The organism is Corallincola platygyrae (genome assembly GCF_039544265.1).
Taxonomy (GTDB): Bacteria; Pseudomonadota; Gammaproteobacteria; order Enterobacterales; family Neiellaceae; genus Corallincola; species Corallincola platygyrae.
In genome coordinates this window covers 139,949-161,208 of record NZ_BAABLI010000012.1, presented here as the reverse complement: position 1 = coordinate 161,208, position 21,260 = coordinate 139,949, and the positions used below count along the sequence as shown (strand labels likewise).

General features: G+C 50.5%; 21 protein-coding genes. 5 read left to right on the top strand and 16 right to left on the bottom strand.

Annotated features, from left to right (window positions below; translation table 11 throughout):
- Positions 1 to 60 precede the first annotated feature (60 nt).
- The 8 genes from ABEA14_RS10645 to ABEA14_RS10610 all read right to left on the bottom strand — a co-directional run bounded on the left by ABEA14_RS10645 (position 61) and on the right by ABEA14_RS10610 (position 7,000).
- On the bottom strand, positions 61 to 1,935 hold the full coding sequence (locus ABEA14_RS10645; protein WP_345339975.1) for a DUF885 domain-containing protein: 1,875 nt from the start codon (positions 1,933 to 1,935) through the stop codon (positions 61 to 63).
- Positions 1,936 to 2,011: 76 nt separating this feature from the next.
- Positions 2,012 to 3,184 carry a radical SAM family heme chaperone HemW gene (hemW, locus tag ABEA14_RS10640; protein WP_345339974.1) on the bottom strand — a complete coding sequence of 391 codons (1,173 nt, stop codon included), beginning with the start codon at positions 3,182 to 3,184 and terminating at the stop codon, positions 2,012 to 2,014.
- A gap of 27 nt (positions 3,185 to 3,211) precedes the next feature.
- Positions 3,212 to 3,805 carry an XTP/dITP diphosphatase gene (locus tag ABEA14_RS10635; protein WP_345339973.1) on the bottom strand — a complete coding sequence of 198 codons (594 nt, stop codon included), beginning with the start codon at positions 3,803 to 3,805 and terminating at the stop codon, positions 3,212 to 3,214.
- Positions 3,806 to 3,977: 172 nt separating this feature from the next.
- The gene (locus tag ABEA14_RS10630) at positions 3,978 to 4,427 is read right to left on the bottom strand and encodes a DUF4426 domain-containing protein (RefSeq protein WP_345339972.1); all 450 of its coding nucleotides are present in this window, start codon (positions 4,425 to 4,427) and stop codon (positions 3,978 to 3,980) included.
- A gap of 59 nt (positions 4,428 to 4,486) precedes the next feature.
- Positions 4,487 to 4,786 carry a DUF167 family protein YggU gene (gene yggU / locus ABEA14_RS10625; RefSeq protein WP_345339971.1) on the bottom strand — a complete coding sequence of 100 codons (300 nt, stop codon included), beginning with the start codon at positions 4,784 to 4,786 and terminating at the stop codon, positions 4,487 to 4,489.
- A gap of 74 nt (positions 4,787 to 4,860) precedes the next feature.
- Positions 4,861 to 5,406: a YggT family protein gene (locus ABEA14_RS10620; RefSeq protein WP_345339970.1), complete on the bottom strand. Its 546-nt coding sequence runs from the start codon at positions 5,404 to 5,406 to the stop codon at positions 4,861 to 4,863.
- 33 nt (positions 5,407 to 5,439) lie between these two features.
- Positions 5,440 to 6,273, bottom strand: a complete 834-nt coding sequence (gene proC / locus ABEA14_RS10615; protein WP_345339969.1) for a pyrroline-5-carboxylate reductase — start codon at positions 6,271 to 6,273, stop codon at positions 5,440 to 5,442.
- 34 nt (positions 6,274 to 6,307) lie between these two features.
- Complete coding sequence (locus ABEA14_RS10610; RefSeq protein WP_345339968.1) at positions 6,308 to 7,000, bottom strand: YggS family pyridoxal phosphate-dependent enzyme; 693 nt, start codon at positions 6,998 to 7,000, stop codon at positions 6,308 to 6,310.
- A gap of 37 nt (positions 7,001 to 7,037) precedes the next feature.
- Here ABEA14_RS10610 and ABEA14_RS10605 point away from each other — a divergent pair, with 37 nt between their 5' ends.
- From ABEA14_RS10605 to ABEA14_RS10590, 4 genes are all read left to right on the top strand, one after another.
- Positions 7,038 to 8,072 carry a type IV pilus twitching motility protein PilT gene (locus tag ABEA14_RS10605; RefSeq protein ID WP_345339967.1) on the top strand — a complete coding sequence of 345 codons (1,035 nt, stop codon included), beginning with the start codon at positions 7,038 to 7,040 and terminating at the stop codon, positions 8,070 to 8,072.
- A 12-nt stretch (positions 8,073 to 8,084) separates the two neighbouring features.
- Entirely contained in the window at positions 8,085 to 9,212 is a 1,128-nt protein-coding gene (locus tag ABEA14_RS10600) for a PilT/PilU family type 4a pilus ATPase (protein WP_345339966.1), read from the top strand.
- Between the two features lie 412 nt (positions 9,213 to 9,624).
- A complete protein-coding gene (locus ABEA14_RS10595) occupies positions 9,625 to 10,692 on the top strand; it encodes a transporter substrate-binding domain-containing protein (protein ID WP_345339965.1) in 1,068 nt (355 codons plus the stop codon).
- The gene (locus ABEA14_RS10590) at positions 10,685 to 12,610 is read left to right on the top strand and encodes a diguanylate cyclase (protein ID WP_345339964.1); all 1,926 of its coding nucleotides are present in this window, start codon (positions 10,685 to 10,687) and stop codon (positions 12,608 to 12,610) included. The genes ABEA14_RS10595 and ABEA14_RS10590 overlap by 8 nt, the downstream gene beginning before the upstream one ends.
- Here ABEA14_RS10590 and ABEA14_RS10585 read toward each other — a convergent pair whose 3' ends face one another.
- The 8 genes from ABEA14_RS10585 to metK all read right to left on the bottom strand — a co-directional run bounded on the left by ABEA14_RS10585 (position 12,611) and on the right by metK (position 18,956).
- Entirely contained in the window at positions 12,611 to 13,015 is a 405-nt protein-coding gene (locus ABEA14_RS10585; protein ID WP_345339963.1) for a hypothetical protein, read from the bottom strand.
- Positions 13,016 to 13,172: 157 nt separating this feature from the next.
- The gene (gene arsB, locus ABEA14_RS10580; RefSeq protein WP_345339962.1) at positions 13,173 to 14,234 is read right to left on the bottom strand and encodes an ACR3 family arsenite efflux transporter; all 1,062 of its coding nucleotides are present in this window, start codon (positions 14,232 to 14,234) and stop codon (positions 13,173 to 13,175) included.
- A 118-nt stretch (positions 14,235 to 14,352) separates the two neighbouring features.
- Positions 14,353 to 14,691 carry an ArsR/SmtB family transcription factor gene (locus tag ABEA14_RS10575; protein ID WP_345339961.1) on the bottom strand — a complete coding sequence of 113 codons (339 nt, stop codon included), beginning with the start codon at positions 14,689 to 14,691 and terminating at the stop codon, positions 14,353 to 14,355.
- A 180-nt stretch (positions 14,692 to 14,871) separates the two neighbouring features.
- On the bottom strand, positions 14,872 to 15,300 hold the full coding sequence (ruvX, locus tag ABEA14_RS10570; RefSeq protein ID WP_345339960.1) for a Holliday junction resolvase RuvX: 429 nt from the start codon (positions 15,298 to 15,300) through the stop codon (positions 14,872 to 14,874).
- Positions 15,300 to 15,863 (bottom strand): YqgE/AlgH family protein, encoded by a 564-nt coding sequence (locus ABEA14_RS10565; RefSeq protein ID WP_345339959.1) that lies wholly within the window; start codon positions 15,861 to 15,863, stop codon positions 15,300 to 15,302. The genes ruvX and ABEA14_RS10565 overlap by 1 nt, the downstream gene beginning before the upstream one ends.
- Positions 15,864 to 15,978: 115 nt before the next feature.
- Positions 15,979 to 16,932, bottom strand: coding sequence for a glutathione synthase (gene gshB, locus ABEA14_RS10560; protein WP_345339958.1), 954 nt, complete (start codon positions 16,930 to 16,932; stop codon positions 15,979 to 15,981).
- Between the two features lie 4 nt (positions 16,933 to 16,936).
- On the bottom strand, positions 16,937 to 17,668 hold the full coding sequence (rsmE, locus tag ABEA14_RS10555; protein WP_345339957.1) for a 16S rRNA (uracil(1498)-N(3))-methyltransferase: 732 nt from the start codon (positions 17,666 to 17,668) through the stop codon (positions 16,937 to 16,939).
- Positions 17,669 to 17,804: 136 nt separating this feature from the next.
- Positions 17,805 to 18,956, bottom strand: coding sequence for a methionine adenosyltransferase (metK, locus tag ABEA14_RS10550; protein ID WP_345339956.1), 1,152 nt, complete (start codon positions 18,954 to 18,956; stop codon positions 17,805 to 17,807).
- Between the two features lie 245 nt (positions 18,957 to 19,201).
- Between metK and tkt the strand changes: the two genes are divergently transcribed.
- Entirely contained in the window at positions 19,202 to 21,199 is a 1,998-nt protein-coding gene (gene tkt, locus ABEA14_RS10545; protein WP_345339955.1) for a transketolase, read from the top strand.
- Positions 21,200 to 21,260 lie beyond the last annotated feature (61 nt).

The following is a 21,260-nucleotide window of genomic DNA, read 5'->3' as shown; positions in this document are numbered from 1 at the left end:
GCCTCTCGAGAAGAGAGGCCAAGTTAGCAGCTTTAAAATTAGCCGTAAAGCGTACAGTGGTTACTGTTTTTGATATTGCTCAATGAACGCGTCCACTTGGGTCGCCAGCGTATCCAATGGCAGTGGGCCGTGGGTCAGCACAACATCGTGAAAAGCACGGATATCGAACTTTTCGCCTAACTGCGATTTGGCATGTTCACGCAATTCAAGGATCTTATTCATACCTATCTTGTAGGTGGTTGCCTGACCGGGCAGGACTATGTAGCGGTCAATAGCGCGCTCTGCATCGTTGAGGGCATTAGGTGTATTTTGGGACAGGTAAGCGATGGCTTGCTCTCGCGTCCATTGCTTATCGTGCAAACCGGTATCTACGACCAATCGACAGGCCCGCCAAAGTTCCATCGCCAGCCGGCCGAAATCGGAGTAGGGATCTTGATACAAGCCGATCTCTTTGGGTAACAGTTCGGAGTAGAGGCCCCACCCCTCGATATATGCGGTGTAGTTTCCTAGTTTCCGAAACAGCGGCAAGCCTTCTATTTCTTGAGCGATCGCTAGCTGCATATGGTGGCCAGGGATCCCCTCGTGATATGCCAGCCCTTCCATTTGGTAAATCGGCATATTGCTCATGCGGTACAGGTTGGCGTAGTAGATCCCCGGTCGGGTACCGTCTAGCGATGGTGACTCGTAAAATGCCTTACCCGCAGTTTTCTCACGAAACGGTTCAACGGCCTTAACTTTCAACTCGGCCTTAGGTTTGGTGAGAAACAGTTCGTCCAAACGCCCCTTCATATTTTCAATCAGGGCAGTCGCTTCTGTCAGATAGGCGGCGCGGCCTACATCAGTATTTGGGTAGTAGAAGCGCTGATCTTCGCGCATGAACTGGAAAAACTCCCGAAGTGAACCGGTAAATCCGGTTTCCAGCATAATCGCGCGCATCTCTTCGTGAATACGGGCGACTTCATCCAACCCAATTTGGTGGATCTGTTCTGCTGTCATGTCGGTGGTTGTCTGACGCTCCAGCATGGTTTGATAGAACTGTCCGCCGTCAGGTAGCTTCCATACGCCCGCGTTATTGTCTGCCTTAGATTCGAGCTCTGTCAGGTAAGCGATCAGCTTTTGGTACGCGGGTTTTACATGCTCCGTCAGTGCTAAAACGGCAGCGTCTAACAGCTTCTGTTCGACTTTTTCATCCAAGTCTAATGCGGTCACTTTGGCACGAAAATCAGCCATCAAGGTGCTATCAGGAAGCGGTTCGCCGCTTTCTGCCACTTCGAAAGGCGCCCCTTTCAGCAAGTTTTGGCTGTCACTGATAACGTAGGGAATGATGAACTTGGGTACGATAATACCTAACTCTTCCCGCTTTCTGAGTTGTGCCAAAAGCTGCTCAAACAGAGCCGGGACACCGTAAAGACGCGCCACATAGGCCAGAGCATCTTCCTGGCTTTCAACTCTGTGCTGGTTAATCAGCAAAGAAGGAACGCGTGATTGCAGGCCGCCCATCTGTTGCACAGGGTAAGTGTGATAGCGCCACTTATAGTCTTCGACCTGGTCGTTTAGAAAGTCGATGTACAGTTGATAAGAGAGTGCTGTTTCACCAACCAATTGTTGATTGTCGATATCTCTGAGTTGGGCAAGCTGCCGACGCAGGAGGGTTTGCGTTTCCGCTTCAAAAGCTTCGCTGCGATCGTTCCACTTGTCATAGTCCTGCTTTTTACCGAGCGCCGTCAGCCATTCAGGATGACGCTCAATGAGGGCCATATAGAGTTCATCAAGCTGTTTGTTTACTTCAGCATTGAACGCTGCCTGTTCAGGCGTGGCCGGTTGCTCGCTGGCATTGATGGGTTTTGGTGGTGCTTCTGCCGCAGGTTCGCAGCCTGACAGTACACCTGCCAGCGCTATTGCACTGACCATCAGTTTAATTCGGGAAGGGATCATAAAATCTAAAATCCGTTTGAGTACTACATCTCTGAATGTCATCTACCGTATTTAGCCTTTGATAGATCAGCACAAGCTAATCAGCCAAAAAGGATTCAAGCAGGCTGTTGAGGTACCTGTGTCCCTTCAGGCTGAGCTGCAAGTGCTGCCGCTCTATCGTTAATAGTCCCTGCTGCTCGGCATCAGCCAAGGTTTTTTCTACGCTCGATAATGGCTGACCGGTGCGTTCACTGTATTCGCTTATAGGGAAAGCTTCAAACAGTCTGAACCGATTCATAAAATATTCGAATGGAAGATCTTCGTTAGCGATAAAACTCTGTTGATCAACAAACTGCTGTTTCGCGGCCAAATAGCCGCGCGGGTGTTTAATCTTGCTGGTACGCAGGATCTGGTTTTGCAGCGGAAGTGTAATTTTGCCATGGGCACCACAACCGATACCCAGGTAGTCGCCGAACCGCCAGTAATTCAGATTGTGACGGCATCGATAGTCGTTGGTCTCATTTGCGCGATGTTCGTCTATCCGATGATAGGCAGATACCTCGTACTGTCGGTAGCCAGCCGCTTGCAGCACTTTATGGCCCTGTTCATAGATATCCCAGAGTATATCGTCATCGGGCAATGTTGGCGGGCGACTATGGAATAGGGTGTTGGGCTCAATGGTTAGCTGATACCAAGACATGTGAGGTGGCGCCATGGCGATGCCTTGAGCAAGATCTGACAGCGCATCTTCAAGGGACTGGTCCGGCAGACCATGCATCAAATCGATATTGAAACTGTCCAGGCCTGCCTGCTGCGCCTGTTCGATGGCGCGCAAAGCTTCATTCTTACCATGAATACGCCCTAAGGCTGTCAGCTTTTCATTTTGAAAGCTCTGAACACCTATGGAGATACGATTAACGCCTGCCTGTTGAAAGCCGGTGAACTTGTCACTCTCTACTGTGCCAGGGTTGGCTTCTAATGTGATTTCGCAGTCTGGTTGCAGTGGTACCAGATCGCGGACACCGCTTAACAGTCGTGAGATAGCATCGGCGGAAAGCAGGCTGGGAGTACCTCCACCAATAAAAATAGAGCTGATTTGCCGTCCTTGAGCATAGTGAGCATCCTGTTTCAGGTCTGTCAGCAGCGCATCGACATACTGGTCTTCCGGAACTCCCTCCTTCAGAGCATGAGAGTTGAAGTCGCAGTATGGACATTTCTGCACACACCAAGGGATATGAATGTAGAGTGATAACGGCGGCAAAGTTAGCATGGCTGAATTCTATCGATTAAAACGCAGTTATTTTTCAGCAAATGCTGCCAGCAGCTTTTTCAACGCCTGACCGCGATGGCTGAGTTGGTTCTTCTGATCCTTACTCAGTTCTGCGGCCATTTTCAGCTCCGACGGAACCCAGAAAACAGGGTCATAACCAAAGCCATTTTCACCACTTGGAGCCAGCGCGATTTCACCTTCCCAGCTGCCCTGGCAAATCAGTGGTGTGGGGTCATCTGCGTGACGCATATAGACCAGTACACATTGAAAGCGTGCAGAGCGTTGCTCCGCCGTTTTACCTTCCAACAGGGTGAGTACTTTCTCCAGGTTCTTTCGGTCATCGCTTGGTTCACCGGCAAAACGAGAAGAGTAGATCCCAGGTGCGCCATTCAGTGCATCGACTTCCAACCCTGAGTCGTCCGCAATGGCTGGCAGGCCAGTGATTTTCGCTGCGTGTCGCGCCTTGATGATTGCGTTTTCGACAAAGGTTGTGCCGGTTTCTGGTACTTCAGGCACATCGAATTCGCTCTGCGCGACCACATCGATGCCGGTATCTGCCAGCATCTGGTTTAACTCTCTGACTTTGCCTTGATTGCCAGTCGCGAGGACGATTTTTTTCATATCGAAATTAGTTTCTGATGATAAGTAGGGGCGCATTGTAACGCAGAGTGAAGAGATGGGTAAAAGCCCAATACCCTCTCCTTGGGGGAGTGGGCATTGGGTGAGGGGGATTTTCGGTTTTTATAGCCCCTCATTCTGGTCTTCTTACAAACAGATAAGGGAGGAACGCTATTTAATCCGCATAAAACTTCTGCTGAAACTCCACCGTTTTCACGCTGCCATCTGCCAACGTCAGATCGATTTTAAAGCGGAAGGTTTCTTCATTGCTGTAATCGATAGGGGCGATGTAATAGATGGCGTTTTCTTCACGGATCTCTTTAAAGTCCAGGTCAACACGGTTTCCAATCAGGTTGCGGGCTTCACCTTTAATGCCCACCGCCATTGCAGGGCTGCCTTGCTTTCCTGCGTCCAGTACCGAGATATTGACCAGGCCGCTGGTGCGACTGCGCTTGATGCCATAGGCCTTGGCTATGGCTGGGGTCAGAAAGGTGCTGGAAAAGGCGACATAATGGACGTGGACGTCACCGAACTTCTCAACATTTGCCTTGGCTGGCAGAGCCACCAGCATAAGTAGCGCTAAGCAGAGTGCGAATAGTGTGCGCACTGTATGTTGCTTGGCCATGATCATTTGCCCTTATCTTGTTGTAGTTATTTGATTATAGAAGTGTGCCACAGGATCGGTTAGTCGGTTACCGAGAGTAGCGATTTGATAGCATCGGGTAGCTGTTGGGGGTGCGTGATAGCCACCTGTTTGTGACGGCTGGTTTCACCTTTTAACAGCACCACAGAACTTTTCCCGACTTTAAATTGCTTGGCCAGGTACTTAATCAAGTGGCTATTGGCTTTGCCGTCGACGGGTGGCGCGGTGATAGCGAGTTTTATCTCATCACCGTGCAATCCCATCCAGTTATCCCGGCTCGCTTTGGGCTGAATATAGAGCCGCAAAACGAGGCCGGAGTTTGTTTGTTCTACTGCTGACACGTTAATTTTTCTGTTTCAGAACGCAGCTATTGGAACCTAGTCCCTTAAAACCTAGCTCCCTAAAACCTTGCTCCCTAAAACATCGTCCCGCCGAACAGCAGGATCTTAAAGAACTGCAGGGCGATTATCAGGATAAGAATCGACAGGTCTAAGCCACCCATGGGCGGTATGACTTTGCGAATAGGAGATAGCATCGGTTCAGTCAGTTGTCCCATCACCATCTCTATCGGGTTATACCCCTGACTGATCCAGCTTAGGATCGCGCGCAGGATTAGGACATAAAACACCACTGAGAAGGTTTCTTTAACTAACGTGATGGCGCCTGAGAACAGCACTGCGACTACATCAAAATTTACTCCCATCAGCAGTGCCAATGAAACAACCTTGATACAGGCAATCGCGAAGGCAAATACCAGCGTTGCTGTGTCTAAACGGCCAATGGGTGGGATCGCGCGACGCAGAGGACCCACTACCGGGTGGGTCGCTTTCACCACAAACTGGCAAAGTGGGTTGTAGAAGTCGGCGCGTGCAAGCTGCAGCCAGATCCGAAGGATCACCACCATTAAATAGAGGTTAAAAAGGATGTCGACCAAAAACACAAAGGCGGACTGACTCGCCATAGCGTTACTCTCCTGTTGGGATCTTGCTGTGAATTAGAATTGTTTTGCCATTTCGTCGGCACGATCAACTGCGGCCCGCATTGCTTTGGCCACCAACTCTGACAACGCGCCCTCTTCAAAGGTTCGGATTGCTTCAGCGGTGGTGCCTCCTTTAGAGGTTACCTGAGCGCGCAATGTAGAAAAAGACAGGGTGCTTTCGGTCACCATCTGCGCGGCGCCCAAGGCTGTTTGCTGCACCAATTCGCGAGCCGTTTCGGCATCAAAGCCCATGTTTTCTGCTTCTTTCTGGATCGCTTCCATAAACAGGAAGAAGTAGGCCGGAGCGCTGCCTGCGGCTGCGATCACGTGGTTGATACCGGCTTCCTCTTCCACCCAGACGATTTTGCCTACCGCTTCCATCAGGCCCTGACACAGCATTTTGTCTTCGTTTTTCGCGCCTGCAGGCGCATAAAGGCCGGTCATGCCGAGCCCCAGTAAGGATGGTGTATTCGGCATTGAACGAACAATACGAGGTGCACCGCTCAAATAAGTGCGCAGCTTTTCCAGTGGCACGCCAGCAGCAATTGAGAGATACAGCTTGTCGCCATGGCCGCCCATATCAGCGACCAGGCGTTCGCACACCACATCCAGCAGCTGCGGTTTCACCGCTAATACCACGACATCGGCGTCATTTGCTCCTTTGGCATTATCTTCAAAGGTATTTACACCAAAATCGTCAGCCATTCTTTCGCGAGTGCGATCAGTTGGTGCTGTAACGCTAATCAACTTGGCTGGATAGCCGCGCTTAATCAGGCCGCCAATGATGCTGCGGGCCATATTACCGCCACCGATAAAGGTGATTTTTTTGTGTTCCTGCTGTTCGAACATCTGTTTGTCTATCCCTTAGCTGTTGGGCTTTTATCTATTGTCTGGGCGCTCTGGCGCCAAATATCGCGGTGCCAACTCTGACCATGGTAGCACCTTCCGCCACCGCAGCTTCAAGATCGCCACTCATCCCCATAGATAGTGTATCTATGGTCGGATAGCTGCTTTTTAAATCTTCAAACGCCAATTTAAGTCGGTGGAACTGTGCTCGCTGTGCTTCAAAACCGGTCACGTTAGCAGGAATTGCCATCACCCCACGGAGCACAACATTGGGTAATTCTGAGACCTGCTTCGCCAGTTCTGGCAAGGCTTGCAACGAGATCCCGGCCTTTTGAGGTTCGTCACTTATATTGACTTGAATACAAATATTTAACGGCGTAATGTGGCTCGGACGTTGCTCGCTGAGGCGGTTGGCTATCTTGATTCGGTCTACACTTTGTACCCAGTCGAAGTGCTCAGCCAAAAGACGAGTTTTGTTGGATTGGATGGGGCCAATGAAATGCCATTCCAGTCCCAGATCTGAGAGCTGCTGAATTTTATCGACTGCTTCCTGAACATAGTTTTCACCGAAGCATTTTTGACCCGCGTCGGCTGCGGCAGCAATAGCCTCCACAGGCTTGGTCTTGCTGACAGCTAAAAGGGTGACGCTGCCAGGTTGCCTTTGGTGGTCCTGACATGCGGTGTCGATGCGGTCGAGCAAAGCTCGTAGGCGAGCCGTTACATCACTCATAAGAATTTGAATACCTGATATCTTCTGGAGCTAGGCTATGGATGTTACCGAATTACTGGCGTTTACTGTCAAGCATAATGCATCAGATTTACATCTGTCCGCCGGTGTTTCGCCAATGATCCGCGTTGATGGCGAAGTGCGTCGTGTCAATGTTCCCGCATTAGAGCACAAAGAGGTGCACTCGCTGATTTATGACATCATGAATGATAAACAGCGTCGGGAGTATGAAGAACACTTGGAAGTGGATTTCTCGTTTGAGGTTCCTAACCTTGCTCGCTTCCGTGTGAATGCTTTTAACCAGGGCCGTGGTGCTGGCGCGGTTTTCCGTACCATTCCGACCGAGGTTTTAACTCTGGAAACCCTGGGCGCACCAGAGATCTTCAAGAAGATTTCTGAGTATCCACGTGGCCTGGTGTTGGTGACGGGACCAACAGGTTCCGGTAAGTCGACCACGCTGGCGGCGATGATTGATTACATCAATGAAGCCCAGCATCACCATATTCTGACCATCGAAGACCCGATCGAATTTGTTCACGAGAACAAGAAATGCCTGGTCAACCAACGTGAAGTGCACCGAGATACGCACAGCTTTAACGCTGCATTGCGTTCCGCACTTCGTGAAGACCCTGACGTGATTCTGGTTGGTGAGATGCGTGACTTGGAAACCATCCGCTTGGCCCTGACAGCAGCAGAAACCGGTCACTTGGTATTCGGTACCCTGCACACCACCTCGGCAGCAAAAACTATTGACCGTATTGTTGACGTATTCCCGGCAGAAGAAAAAGCCATGGTGCGCTCGATGCTATCAGAGTCATTACGCGCAGTAATCTCTCAGACCCTGCTCAAGAAACTGGGTGGTGGTCGTGTGGCCGCTCATGAAATTATGATCGGTACCCCAGCGATTCGTAACCTGATCCGTGAAGATAAGGTTGCGCAGATGTACTCAGCCATTCAGACCGGTATGGCTCACGGCATGCAGACCCTTGACCAATGTCTGCAGGGCTTGGTGAGTCGAGGTATTGTGACTGCTGATGATGCGAGACTGAAAGCGCACGATAAGAACGCTATCTAAGGGAGTTAGGCCATGCTGTTAAATCAACTGCTGACACGTATGAGTAATGATAAGGCGTCTGACCTTTTCATTACTGTTGGCTTTCCACCCAGCGCCAAGATCGATGGCGAGATGACGCCTTTGGCGGAGACGCCACTGACTCGTGACCGCGCGTTGGAGATCGTCGAAAGCGCAATGAACGAGAAGCAGAAAACTCAGTTCCATGAAGAACGCGAATGTAACTTCGCTATCGCACTGAATGGCGTAGGCCGTTTCCGTATCAGTGCGTTCTGGCAGCGTGACAGTGCTGGCATGGTTGCCCGTAAGATTGAAACTCAAATCCCGGATCCAGACAGTTTGGGGCTGCCTCCGATTCTGAAAGAAACGGTAATGTCCAAACGTGGCTTGCTACTGTTTGTGGGTGCGACCGGTACTGGTAAATCAACCTCACTGGCAGCTCTGCTAGGCCATCGTAACCGACATTCTCGCGGTCATATCCTGACTATTGAGGATCCCATCGAATTCGTGCATCAGCATGAAAAGAGTCTGATCACCCAGCGTGAAGTTGGCCTGGATACTGAGTCGTTTGATGCCGCACTGAAAAGTGCGTTGCGTCAGGCGCCAGACGTTATCCTGATTGGTGAGATCCGGTCCATGGAAACCATGGAGTATGCGCTTAGCTTTGCCGAAACTGGTCACCTCTGTCTGGCTACGTTGCACGCTAACAACGCTAACCAGGCGCTAGACCGTATTATGCACCTGGCGCCCACAGAGAAGCACAACCAACTGCTGTTTGATTTGTCATTTAACCTGCGCGGCATTGTTGCTCAGCAGCTGGTACCGCGTCGGGATGGTAATGGCCGTCGTGCGGCAATTGAGATTATGCTGAATACCCCTATGGTGGCCGAGCATATTCGCCGTAACGAGATGCACCTGATCAAAGAGACCATGACTAAGTCTCGTGAACAGGGGATGCAGACCTTTGACCAGGCGCTGTTCGACCTTTATCAGGCTGGCGAAATCAGTTACGCCGATGCGTTGCACTTCGCTGACTCGCCGAACGATCTGCGATTGATGATTAAGCTGCAAGGGGAGGAGCCAGCTGGCGGTTCCGGATTCCTGGATGGTGTCACCCTTGATGGTGATGATGATGATTTTTAAAGATAATTAACGTTTGTTTGACGAAGCCTGTTCTACTATTTGAACAGGCTTTTTTGTTTTATGTTCAGGACGAACGGTATGTCGCGGGTACATGGAAGTACAGGAGCGACGATGTTCAGGACGAACGGTATGTCGCGGGTACATGGAAGTACAGGAGCGACGATGTTCAGGACGAACGGTCGAAAATTGCTCCGTGCATTTTCGACATTTCCGCCGTCCGTGGCGGTCTTACACCCACAGCGCTTCGCGGGGTGAGCTTTGTCGCGGGTACATGGTACCCAAAGTACTTGGTGGGGCATGCTAATGTACAGGAGCGACGAAGAGCCTTGAATATAAATAGTTAGCTTTTCATACCATGCCAATTCCGTTGTTTGACTTGGCATAAGACGTTTGTTCATGGAGGTTCACCGTCATGTACCGCTGGTTTATCACATTAGGTTTCTGCTGCATTTCTGTTTTTTCAACTCAGGCATTCGCTGATGAAGCTTCAGATGACACAATAGTTGTGGGAACACGGCACACGCCGCCATTTGCAATTAAAGGGAATGGCGATTGGAGTGGCATTACTATCGATCTGGTTAAACAGATCGCAACTGAGCAAGGGCTTAAAATTCGTTTCGTCGAGATGGGGCTCGATGAGATGCTGGATAAAACGGCAGCCGCTGAAATAGATATGGCTGCTGCAGCACTAACTGTGACAGCAGAGCGCGAATTGTTGATGGATTTCACACATCCCTATCTGACCTCTGGGCTCGGAATAGCGGTTGCTAAACGCGATGAGATCACGGGCTTTTCCACCTTGCAGAGAATTTTCTCCGGGCCGTTTCTTAAAGCGGCTGGCGCTTTGTTGGTGTTGCTGACCATTGTTGGCGTGCTTATCTGGCTAGCGGAACGTCGTCGCAACGAACAATTCTGTGAGGCACCAGTGAGGGGCATTGGCGCTGGCCTTTGGTGGTCAGCCGTTACTATGACGACAGTGGGTTATGGTGATAAAGCACCTGTCACACTAAGAGGTCGCGTGCTCGGACTGATTTGGATGTTTGCCAGTATTATTGTGATTTCCGGTTTTACTGCCGCAATCGCAACGTCACTTACCGTGGGACAACTGGAGCAGAGCATCAGCAGCATTGAAGATCTTTATGGTGAAAAGGTAGTCACTGTTAGGGACAGCACAAGTGCTCACTATCTTACCGAAAGACTGATTAAGCATATCGATGTGGATAATGTGGAGCAGGGTTTGAAGATGGTGTCAGAAGGTAAAGCCAAAGCCGTCGTCTACGATATGCCGATCCTCCAGTATCAAATAAAAGCTGACTACTCTGAGCAACTGAGAGTGTTGCCCAGCGTGGTTGTGAGACAGGACTATGGTATTGCACTCCCCACCAAGCGTGGCCGCAGAGAGATGCTGAATCAACAGATCCTCAGTTTGATTGATACTCCTCAATGGCAGCAGATCCTGGATGTTTATATCGGTGAGTAGTAGCCCCAAAGATGGTAAAGTTCAGGGTAAGTGCTGTTTGGATGTGGTAATGAGATTGAAGCGGTTTTTCATTGTTCTACTTTGGCTGGTGTCAGGATCTTTATGGGCTGAGCCTATCGAGCTGACCGATGCGCAGATTTGGGCATTGAAAAAGCTTGCTGATACAGATGCTGAGCAGGCCGTCAAAACCGCTGAAACTTATCTGGCTCAGCCACTGACAGAATCTTCTCGATTAAAAGTTTTGGGTAAGCTTTGCATTACTCATCTGGCGTACAGTCGATATAAAAAAGTTGAAGAGATCTATCTTCAGACCAAACCATTGCTATCAAAGCCGGGAAATAAGGCCAGTTTAGTTGAGATCGAAAGTTGTCACGCCCGTGCAATTGAACGCCAAGGACAGCTTGATGAGGCACTGACTATATATAACGATTTGATTGAAGTTGCTGATGCCCCTGGTTTGGACTACCAACTCTCCTGGGTATATGCCTCCCGAGGTCAACTCAATTCCTACCGCGGCAACTACCGAGACAGTATCAAAGATATTACTAAAGCCTTCGCGCTATTTGAGAAGAGTGGCGTTGATGATCAGCACTATATGCTGCAGATGATGAATGCGATGGGGAATACCTATGGCTATATGAAGCAGAACGATAAAGCGCTGGAATACTATTATCGCGTTGTAGATCTGCTGGCCGAGTTCGGTGATTTAGTCGGCCAGTCGGTCGCAACTTATAACATTTCAAATGTATTGATGGACATGGAGCGCTGGCAGGAAGCGAAAACCTGGGCAGAAAAGTCTCGCCGGTTGGCTCTGGAAGCAAAAGATGAGCTGGGCGTCGCTTATGCCGATGTTCATATCGCGACCTGCTTTGCCAATATGGGGCAGCTTTCAGAGGCAATAGAAGTCGCCCGGCAGATGTACCCTATTTTTACCCGGTATAGGGAGATGGAAGGCGCCGCCAGTACGCTGTTAAAACAAGCCCGTTGGATGGATGAACTGGGTGACACAGAAGAAGCCATTCCGTTAGCGGAAGAAGGCTTAAAACTATACCGGGACTCGGATGCTGTCGCAGGTATTGAAAAGAGCCTTGCGCTACTGGCAGAGCTGTATGCAAACACCGAGCAACATGAACTGGCCTATGACGCAATGAAGGAGCGGTTCGAGCTTAGCGAGAAAATTTTTGATAAAGATATGAATCGCGAAGTCGCTCGGATGGAAGCAGAATTTAAGCGGCGTACACAGGACAAAGAAAACCAGCTATTGCGTTTGCAAAACGAATCCAAACAAGCGCGCATTGCGGAAGTAGAGCGCATGCGTGGATATGCAGTGTTGTTTGTGGCTACCTTAATAATGGTCGCAGTGGTGTTGACCTGGCTGCTGTTTGTAAATCGCAAAGTCACCCGCCAAATGGTAGATATGGCACGCAAAGATCCACTGACAGGCCTATCCAACCGCAGACATGTGCTCGAGTTGTTGAGGGCGGAAAAAGAGCGTGCAAAACGGTACAGCGAAAACTTCTGTGTGGCGTTGATGGATGTCGATCACTTTAAAGCAATTAATGATACTCATGGCCATCATGCCGGTGATCAGGTGTTGTGTGCGATAGCCAAAATGCTTGGCCGTGAGGTGAGAGTGGTCGATACCGCGTCCAGATATGGCGGTGAAGAGTTTTTAATCCTGTTTCCCAACACCGATGAGATTCATGCTGCGCCGATTTTAGAACGCATTCGATTGGCAATGACCAAGCTGGAAGTGGAAGATGTACCCCGTATCATTACTGCCAGTATTGGTTATGCAGAGTATCGGGGTGAAGATAGTTCACTCGAAGAGCTTTTAAAGCGTGCTGACACCGCGCTTTACCAAGCTAAAAGTGAAGGAAGAAACCGCACAGTTTCTGCTGGCGGGGCCGTTTCCTAGCTAGCGGCAGTGCCCTGATAGTTGATATCCGGCATGAGTCCATTGACGCTGTTTGATGGTGATTGACTCCAGGCAAAGCGCCTTTTCATCCAATGCTGCATCTAATCCCACTTCTGCCATCTCTTCCATCTGTGGGTCAGTAATCCCCATCAGAGCCGGGTCCAGGGGCCCTGATGCCGATTGTAGACTGCGATACTGTCCGCCTTTAGGCTTCTGCTGCTTTGACGTTTGGTTAAAAAGCGGGTTCACAAAAGGTAGGGTGTAAGTAAATGCGATGCTGCCATCATCTTCGGCGTGGTAGTTTAGCACTGCTTTTGGCATTTCTGGTTTCGGCTTGCCACTGCATCCAATCAGCACCATGCCAATCAATACGCAAGACAACCACTTCCCAACCTGACACATCATTTGGGTTACATCCCTTAAACTCGACACCTAGTTTCGAATTTGCTTATCCTAACCAAGTAGATAACGAGACTGTATTAAGAAATGTGAAGTTGTGAGCTTGGTGGGCTTTCTGCTTCACCTGAGAACGCAAGAAGGCCGCTTTCGCGGCCTGTTTTGGTCATAAACTCGCTGCAGTGGCTCGTTTACCCATCCTATTTCTCACTCGCAAGGTAAAGTTCACCAAGGCGATCAGCACTGGCACTTCAATCAGTGGGCCTATTACGCCAGCAAAGGCTTCGGCGGAGTTCAACCCAAATACTGCAATCGCGACGGCAATTGCCAGCTCGAAGTTATTGCCCGTTGCCGTGTAAGCAATCGAAGCATTCCTATCGAACTGGATCCCCATCTTTTTGCCTATATAGAAACTGATAAAGAACATCAGCACAAAATAGATACAGAGCGGAATGGCGACCCGAACCACCTGCATCGGCAAGTCGAATATCATCTCTCCTTTCAGGCTGAACATCAGCACAATCGTCAGCAGAAGGGCAATCAGCGTGATGGGAGAAACGGCCGGAATGTATCGATTGGTATACCAGTCCTCACCCTTTAACTTAATCAGAATCGAGCGACCCAGAATGCCCGCAGCAAATGGGATCCCGAGATAAATACAGACGCTGTAGGCGATTTCTCCGATGGAGATATCAACGACTTGGCCGGTGAAGCCCAGCTTGGGCGGCAATACCGTAATAAATAACCACGCCAGAAAGCTGTAGCTAACGATCTGGAATACGCTGTTAAGCGCAACCAGCGCAGCGCCATACTCCTTGTTACCGCCGCCGATATCATTCCAAACCAAAACCATGGCGATGCAGCGAGCCAGGCCGATCAGAATAACCCCTGTCATCAAACCAGGCTCGTCTCCCAAGAACAGCAGGGCAAGTGCGAACATCAGTATGGGGCCTACCAACCAGTTGAGTATCAAAGAGAGCGTCACCGCTTTTCTATCGGCGAATACCTTGCCCATCAGGCTGTAGTTCACTTTTGCCAGGGGGGGGTACATCATCAGAATCAGTCCGATCGCCAACGGAATGTTGGTGGTGCCCACTGACCAATCGGTATTGAACTGTTCAATCTGCTCAGGGAATAGGGTTCCCAGGCTGACGCCGATGGTCATGGCGACAAATATCCAAAGGGTTAAATATCTGTCCAAAAAGCCGAGTTTAGGTTGCTGTTGCATAATGTTCCTGCTTCATCTCGCCTATTGCGAGTTTTTCTATAAACTTATTTCGTTAATCGTCGAATAGCGATTTATTTTGCCAAACTAGTTGCGTGAGATACGCCGCTGTTTGGCTTAACTATGGCGCTTGAATCTTGGCTAACAGAGTAGAAAAGCGCGCTAACTGCTCGCTGTTGATCCGGTAACACATCCGCGGTGGTTGCGGCTCTGCCGTTATCAGCTTCGCTTTTTTTAATATACGCAGGTGTTCAGAGACAGTGGACTGAGCCAAACCTAGTTCGGTGACCAAATCACTGTTAAGGCAACCGTTCCTAGTTTCCAGCTCAGTAAGAATAGCAACAATCCGTACTCGAGCAGGATGTGCCAAAGCTTTCGCTATCGCTGCAAACTGCTCTTCGTTTACTACATCTTCGGCAGTTCTTTCGAAGATAGAGCTAGCAGGTGAACACTGAGGCATGACTCATTATCATAGTTAATCGTCGAATGGCGATATAGTATCCCCAAAATGATGATTGGAAAATAGGCAAAACAAACTTTTTAATTGGCAAACGGAGTACCGGTTTGTTTGGATAACCGAAGTACAGACTTCGCGAAGGCGCTGCTCTCTGTCCGTCTCCCTGTCCGTCGGTATCCGAGATCACTCATATTGTGCGCTGAAATAGCTTTCGATAATCAGCACAGCGGAGACGCTGTCTATCTTATCTTTCTGCAGTGCCTGGTAGCCACCAAACTCAAACAAGCGTTCTTTGGCATCCGCCGTCGTCAGGCGTTCATCCTGCATTTCAAAGGGTTTGCCAAAACGTCCATGCAGGCGGCCTGCAAACTTCTTTGCTCTAACCGTAATGGGTTGTTCAGTGCCGTCCATATTGAGCGGTAATCCAACCACAAGTAGGTCCGGTTGCCATTCGTCGATTAAAAGCTTTATCTGGTCCCAGTTTGGTATGCCGTCACGGGCTTTGAGCGCGGCCAAGGGGGAGGCTGTACCTGTGAGTTCCTGACCCACAGCCACACCGATACTGCCGGTGCCGTAGTCAAAGCCCAGAACTGTTCGATTTGTTGTGCTCATTAGGCGTGGCCAACCTCGGGACTAATGCTCCAAATATCGATGCCAAGACGCTTAGCGGCTTCTTCCCAAAGCTTATCGGCAGGTACGTTGAATATCAGATCATCATCGGCCGGGATGGTTAGCCAGCTGTTTTTAGCCAGCTCCTCTTCCAACTGCCCCTCAGACCAGCCGGAGTAGCCGAGCGTCACAATATATTGGTCAGGTGCGGCTTCTGTACCCAACGAGGTGAGAATGTCCTTGGATGTCGTCACCATGATCTCTGGCGACACCTGCAAGCTGCTGGTCCAGCCATGCTGTGCAGAGTGCAGAACAAAACCGCGCTCAGGGCTGACCGGACCACCGGAGTAGACCTTACGTTCCTTGGTTGCATTAGGAAGTTGGTCAAGCTCCAGGTGCTCGACTTGTTTAAGTAACTCACTCACGGTAATGGGCGCGGGCTGATTGATGATTAAGCCCATGGCACCTTTGTCATCATGTTCGCAGATGTAGGTGACGCTGCGCGAAAAATAGGGATCTTTCAGCGTGGGCATGGCAATAAGCAGGTGGTTACGCAAGCTTTCCATATATCGGGGCCCCGTTTACTTCTGATACTTCTTAGTATGGCAGCTACGGTGCCATTTCACCGTATTCGCTGCCATTTGATTTAGTTATTACTTTCGTAACTAGCGACTTCTGTAACTAGCGAACGGAAAGCCGCTTCTCAATAGCGTCCATCAGCATGCCCGCGATATCAATATCAAACGCAGATTCGATTTCACGGATGCAGGTAGGGCTGGTCACGTTGATTTCGGTGAGCCCTTCGCCGATTACGTCTAGGCCAACAAATATCAGACCTTTCTCTTTCAGAGTTGGCCCAACTGTTCTGGCAATACGCATATCGGATTCGCTCAATGGGCGCGCCTCACCGCGGCCGCCAGCGGCCAGGTTGCCACGGGTTTCCCCCTCGGCTGGTATACGAGCCAAACAATAAGGCACGGGCTCGCCGTCAATCACCAAAATGCGTTTGTCGCCATCAGTGATATCAGGAATAAACGCCTGAGACATGCAGTAGCGCTGGCCGTGTTCGGTCAGTGTTTCGATGATCACGCCCAGGTTAGGATCTTCCGGCTTAACGCGGAAAATCGATGCTCCACCCATACCATCAAGTGGCTTTAGAATAATGTCACCATGTTTGGCGTAGAAGCTGCGAATATCGTCCGCACGGCGGCTAACCAGAGTGGGTGGTGTTAACTCGGGGAACCAGGCAGTAAACAGCTTTTCGTTGGCATCTCGAAGGCTCTGAGGTTTATTGACGATCAATACGCCTGCCTGCTCAGCACGCTCCAGCATATAGGTGGCATAGATGTACTCGGTATCGAAGGGTGGATCTTTACGCATCAGGATCGCATCAAGGTCGCTTAGTGGGCGAGTACGCTCTTCTCCCAGCGTAAACCAGCCTTGAGGATCTTCTTTTACTGCCAGTGAGCGGGTGTGAGCAAAAGCTTCGCCTTGATCGAGGAACAGGTCCTGCATCTCCATATAGTGCAGTTCCCATCCGCGCGCCTGAGCAGCCAACAGCATGGCAAAACTGCTGTCTTTCTTGATATTGATATCAGCGATGGGGTCCATCACTATGCCGATTTTTCTCGTCATCTGTTTATCCTAAATCGCCAAATCTGAGTTGCAGCGCACTGATCGCGACCAGTGCAGCGGTTTCTGTTCGAAGAATTCTGGGGCCCAGCTTGATGGTTTTGCACCCCTGCTGTTCCGCCAGGGTAACTTCCTGCTCTGACAAGCCGCCTTCAGGGCCAATCAATAACTCGACCGATTCACCGGGCTGCTCCATGGTGGCAAAGCTGGTGTCGGTGTGGGGATGCAGTGTTATCCGTGTGGCATGGATTTCACGGGCTAACCAATCGCTGAGCTGTTGGGGTGGATTGACCACGGGAAGACGATTGCGTCCACACTGTTCGCAGGCGCTGATAGCGACTTTCTGCCAGTGGACGACCTTCTTGTCCCAGCGGTCGGCATTGAGTTTGACGCCGCAACGTTCAGTGATCAGTGGGGTTATCTCAGTGACACCCAGCTCGACAGATTTTTGAATCGTTAGGTCCATCTTATCGCCGCGGCTGATCCCCTGGCCCAAGTGAATGGCCAGAGGGCTTTCGGTATTCGCAGCTTCAACGCTGGAGATCTCGGCTTTAACCGAACGTTTGGCGACTTCAATCAGCGCACCGTGATAGGCGTTGCCATCACCATTGAAAAGGGTAATACCATCACCCACACGCATTCTTAATACGCGGGCAACGTGGCCCGCGGCGTCATCTGAAAGTTGAACCTGATCGCCCTGTTGAATCGGATCAGGATGGTAGAGGCGAACTATGCGCATGGGGGATAGAAAGCTCCGTCGCTATAAGTGAGGCAGTGCTTGCATAAATTACAGCGAAAACAGTACAAGCTGTTTGGCAGTATAAACAAAAAAGGCAAGCGTACGCTTGCCTTTATAGTGGGGGCTGATTATTGAATTACAAGCCCGCGGCATCCTTAAGAATGTCAGCTTTATCAACCTGCTCCCAAGGGAACTGCTCACGACCAAAGTGGCCATATGCGGCTGTTTCTTTGTAGATAGGCTGAACCAGATTGAGCATTTCGGTCAGGCCGTATGGGCGCAAGTCAAAGTGCTCACGCACCAGCTTAACCAGCAACTCATCAGCCACTTTACCGGTACCGAAGGTTTCAACGCTGATAGAAGTTGGCTCAGCCACACCAATGGCGTAGCTGACCTGGATCTCACAGCGATCTGCCAGACCCGCCGCAACAATGTTCTTGGCTACATAGCGGCCAGCGTATGCGGCACTGCGGTCAACCTTAGATGGGTCCTTACCAGAGAAAGCACCACCACCGTGACGAGCCATACCACCGTAGGTATCTACAATGATCTTACGGCCGGTGAGGCCACAGTCACCCATTGGACCGCCGATAACGAAACGACCGGTTGGGTTAATGAAGTACTTGGTTTTGTCTGTGATCCACTCGCGTGGTAGGACTGGGTCAATCACCACTTCACGTACTGCTTCAACCAGATCGCTCTGGCTGACGCTGTCGCAATGCTGAGTGGAAAGTACTACGGCGTCGATACCGACTGGCTTACCACCTTCGTAGATAAAGCTGACCTGACTTTTCGCATCAGGACGCAACCAGGGGAGTGTGCCGTTCTTGCGAACTTCAGCCTGACGCTTCACCAAACGGTGAGCATAGGTAATAGGTGCAGGCATCAAAACGTCAGTTTCGTTGCTGGCGTAGCCGAACATTAGGCCCTGGTCACCGGCGCCTTGTTCACGTGGGTCACCACGGTCAACACCTTGTGCGATATCCGGGGACTGCTTACCGATAGCATTCACGACAGCACAAGAGTCAGCATCAAAACCCATGTCAGAGTGAATGTAGCCAATGTCACGTACGGTATCGCGTACCAACTGCTCTATGTCTACCCAGGCTTCGGTGGTCACTTCACCCGCAACCAAAACCATGCCGGTTTTTACCAGGGTCTCACAGGCAACTCGGGCCATCGAATCCTGCTCAAGAATAGCGTCAAGCACGGCATCAGAGATCTGATCCGCTATTTTATCAGGGTGCCCCTCGGAGACTGACTCTGAGGTAAAAATATGTTGTGCCATGGTGTCATCCAGATAGATAGACTGATAAATGTATAAACGTCTAGACGTCTATTCTAACCAATTGTCGTGTTTCGGTGCTAGCCCCAATTTCCAAATTAGGTACATAGCGCTGTTCTCATACGAGTAAACGTAAATTTTAGATTACAGTGAAGCAGTCTGAGAATTTCATTGCTAATGTCCCAAGAAACATTGACAATATGCGTCCATTTTTTTCAGACACTTCATATTTGAGCAGGGAGTATTCGATGCCTTCTCGTCGTGATCTAGCCAATGCGATCCGTGCCTTGAGCATGGACGGTGTGCAAAAAGCCAAGTCCGGACACCCGGGCGCCCCAATGGGTATGGCTGACATCGCCGAGGTTCTGTGGCGCGATTATCTCAAGCACAATCCAACCAATCCGGATTGGGCTGATCGTGACCGCTTTATTCTTTCTAACGGCCACGGTTCAATGCTGCTTTATTCCCTGCTGCATCTTGCCGGCTATGACCTCTCAATTGACGATCTGAAAAACTTCCGTCAGCTGCATTCAAAAACTCCAGGTCACCCTGAATACGGTTATGCACCAGGTGTTGAAACCACCACAGGTCCACTGGGGCAGGGCATCACCAATGCGGTAGGTATGGCGATTGCTGAAAAATCACTGGCTGCACAGTTCAACCGTGATGACCACAACATCGTTGACCACTTCACCTACTGTTTCCTAGGTGATGGCTGCTTGATGGAAGGTATCTCCCACGAAGCTTGTTCTCTGGCCGGCACCCTGGGCCTGGGTAAACTGGTTGCATTCTGGGACGACAACGGCATCTCAATCGACGGTGAAGTAGAAGGTTGGTTCACTGACGATACACCTAAGCGTTTCGAGTCTTACGGCTGGCACGTGATTGCTAACGTTGATGGTCACGATGCTGACGCGATTGCAGCGGCTATCGAAGCGGCGCGTGCAGAAACAAACAAACCGACGCTGATCTGCTGTAAGACAGTGATTGGTTACGGCTCTCCTAACAAAGGTGGCAGCCACGATTGTCACGGTGCTCCTCTCGGTGATGAAGAGATCGCAGCAGCCCGCGAATTCCTGGGTTGGCCTCATGGTCCATTCGAAATCCCTGCAGATCACTACGATGCGTGGAGCGCGAAAGAAGCGGGTCAGGCCGAAGAAGCGGCTTGGCACGACAAGTTCGGCGCATACAAAGCGGCTTACCCAGAGTTGGCGGCTGAATATGAGCGTCGCATGAAGGGTGACCTGCCTGCTGACTTTGCTGAGAAAGCGAATCAGTACATCGCTGACCTGCAGGATAAAGGCGAGGTTATCGCAACGCGTAAAGCGAGCCAGAACTGTTTGAACGCCTACGGTCCTCTGCTGCCAGAATTTATGGGCGGCTCAGCTGACCTGGCAGGTTCAAACCTGACCCTGTGGAGCGATGCTAAAGGCCTGACGGCTGATGATGCCAGCGGCAACTACATCTTCTACGGCGTACGTGAATTCGGTATGTCTGCCATCATGAACGGTATTGCACTGCACAAAGGTTTCGTACCTTACGGCGCAACCTTCCTGATGTTTGTGGAATACGCGCGTAACGCTGTGCGTATGGCTGCACTGATGAAGCAACGCAGCATCTTCGTATATACCCACGATTCTATCGGCCTGGGTGAAGATGGTCCGACGCACCAGCCGGTTGAGCAGCTTTCCAGCCTGCGTATGACACCTAACCTGGAAAACTGGCGTCCATGTGACACCGTTGAATCAGCGGTAGCGTGGAAAGCAGCGATTGAGCGTAAAGACGGTCCTACGTCACTGGTGTTTACTCGCCAGAATCTGGCACACCAGGAGCGTACACCTCAACAAGTTGCTGACATCGCTCGTGGTGGTTACATCCTGAAAGACTGTGAAGGCCAGCCAGAGTTGATCCTGATCGCTACCGGTTCAGAAGTTCAATTGGCAGTTGAAGCTTACGAAACACTGACTGCAGAAGGCCGCAAGGTACGTGTAGTATCGATTCCTTCTACCGACGTGTTCGATGCTCAGGATGCTGCATATAAAGAAGCCGTGTTGCCATTGGCTGTGACTAACCGTGTTGCAGTTGAAGCCGGTATTGCTGACTTCTGGTACAAATATGTTGGCCTCGATGGCCGCGTTATCGGTATGAACACTTTCGGTGAGTCAGCGCCTGCTGGCGAACTGTTCAAGTTGTTCGGTATCACCACCGAAAACGTACTTGAGAATTGCCGCGAACTGCTCGGCTAATTCTGTTTTGATGTAAGGCGGGCCCATGGCTCGCCTTTTCATTAGCTCTCCCCATTAAAGG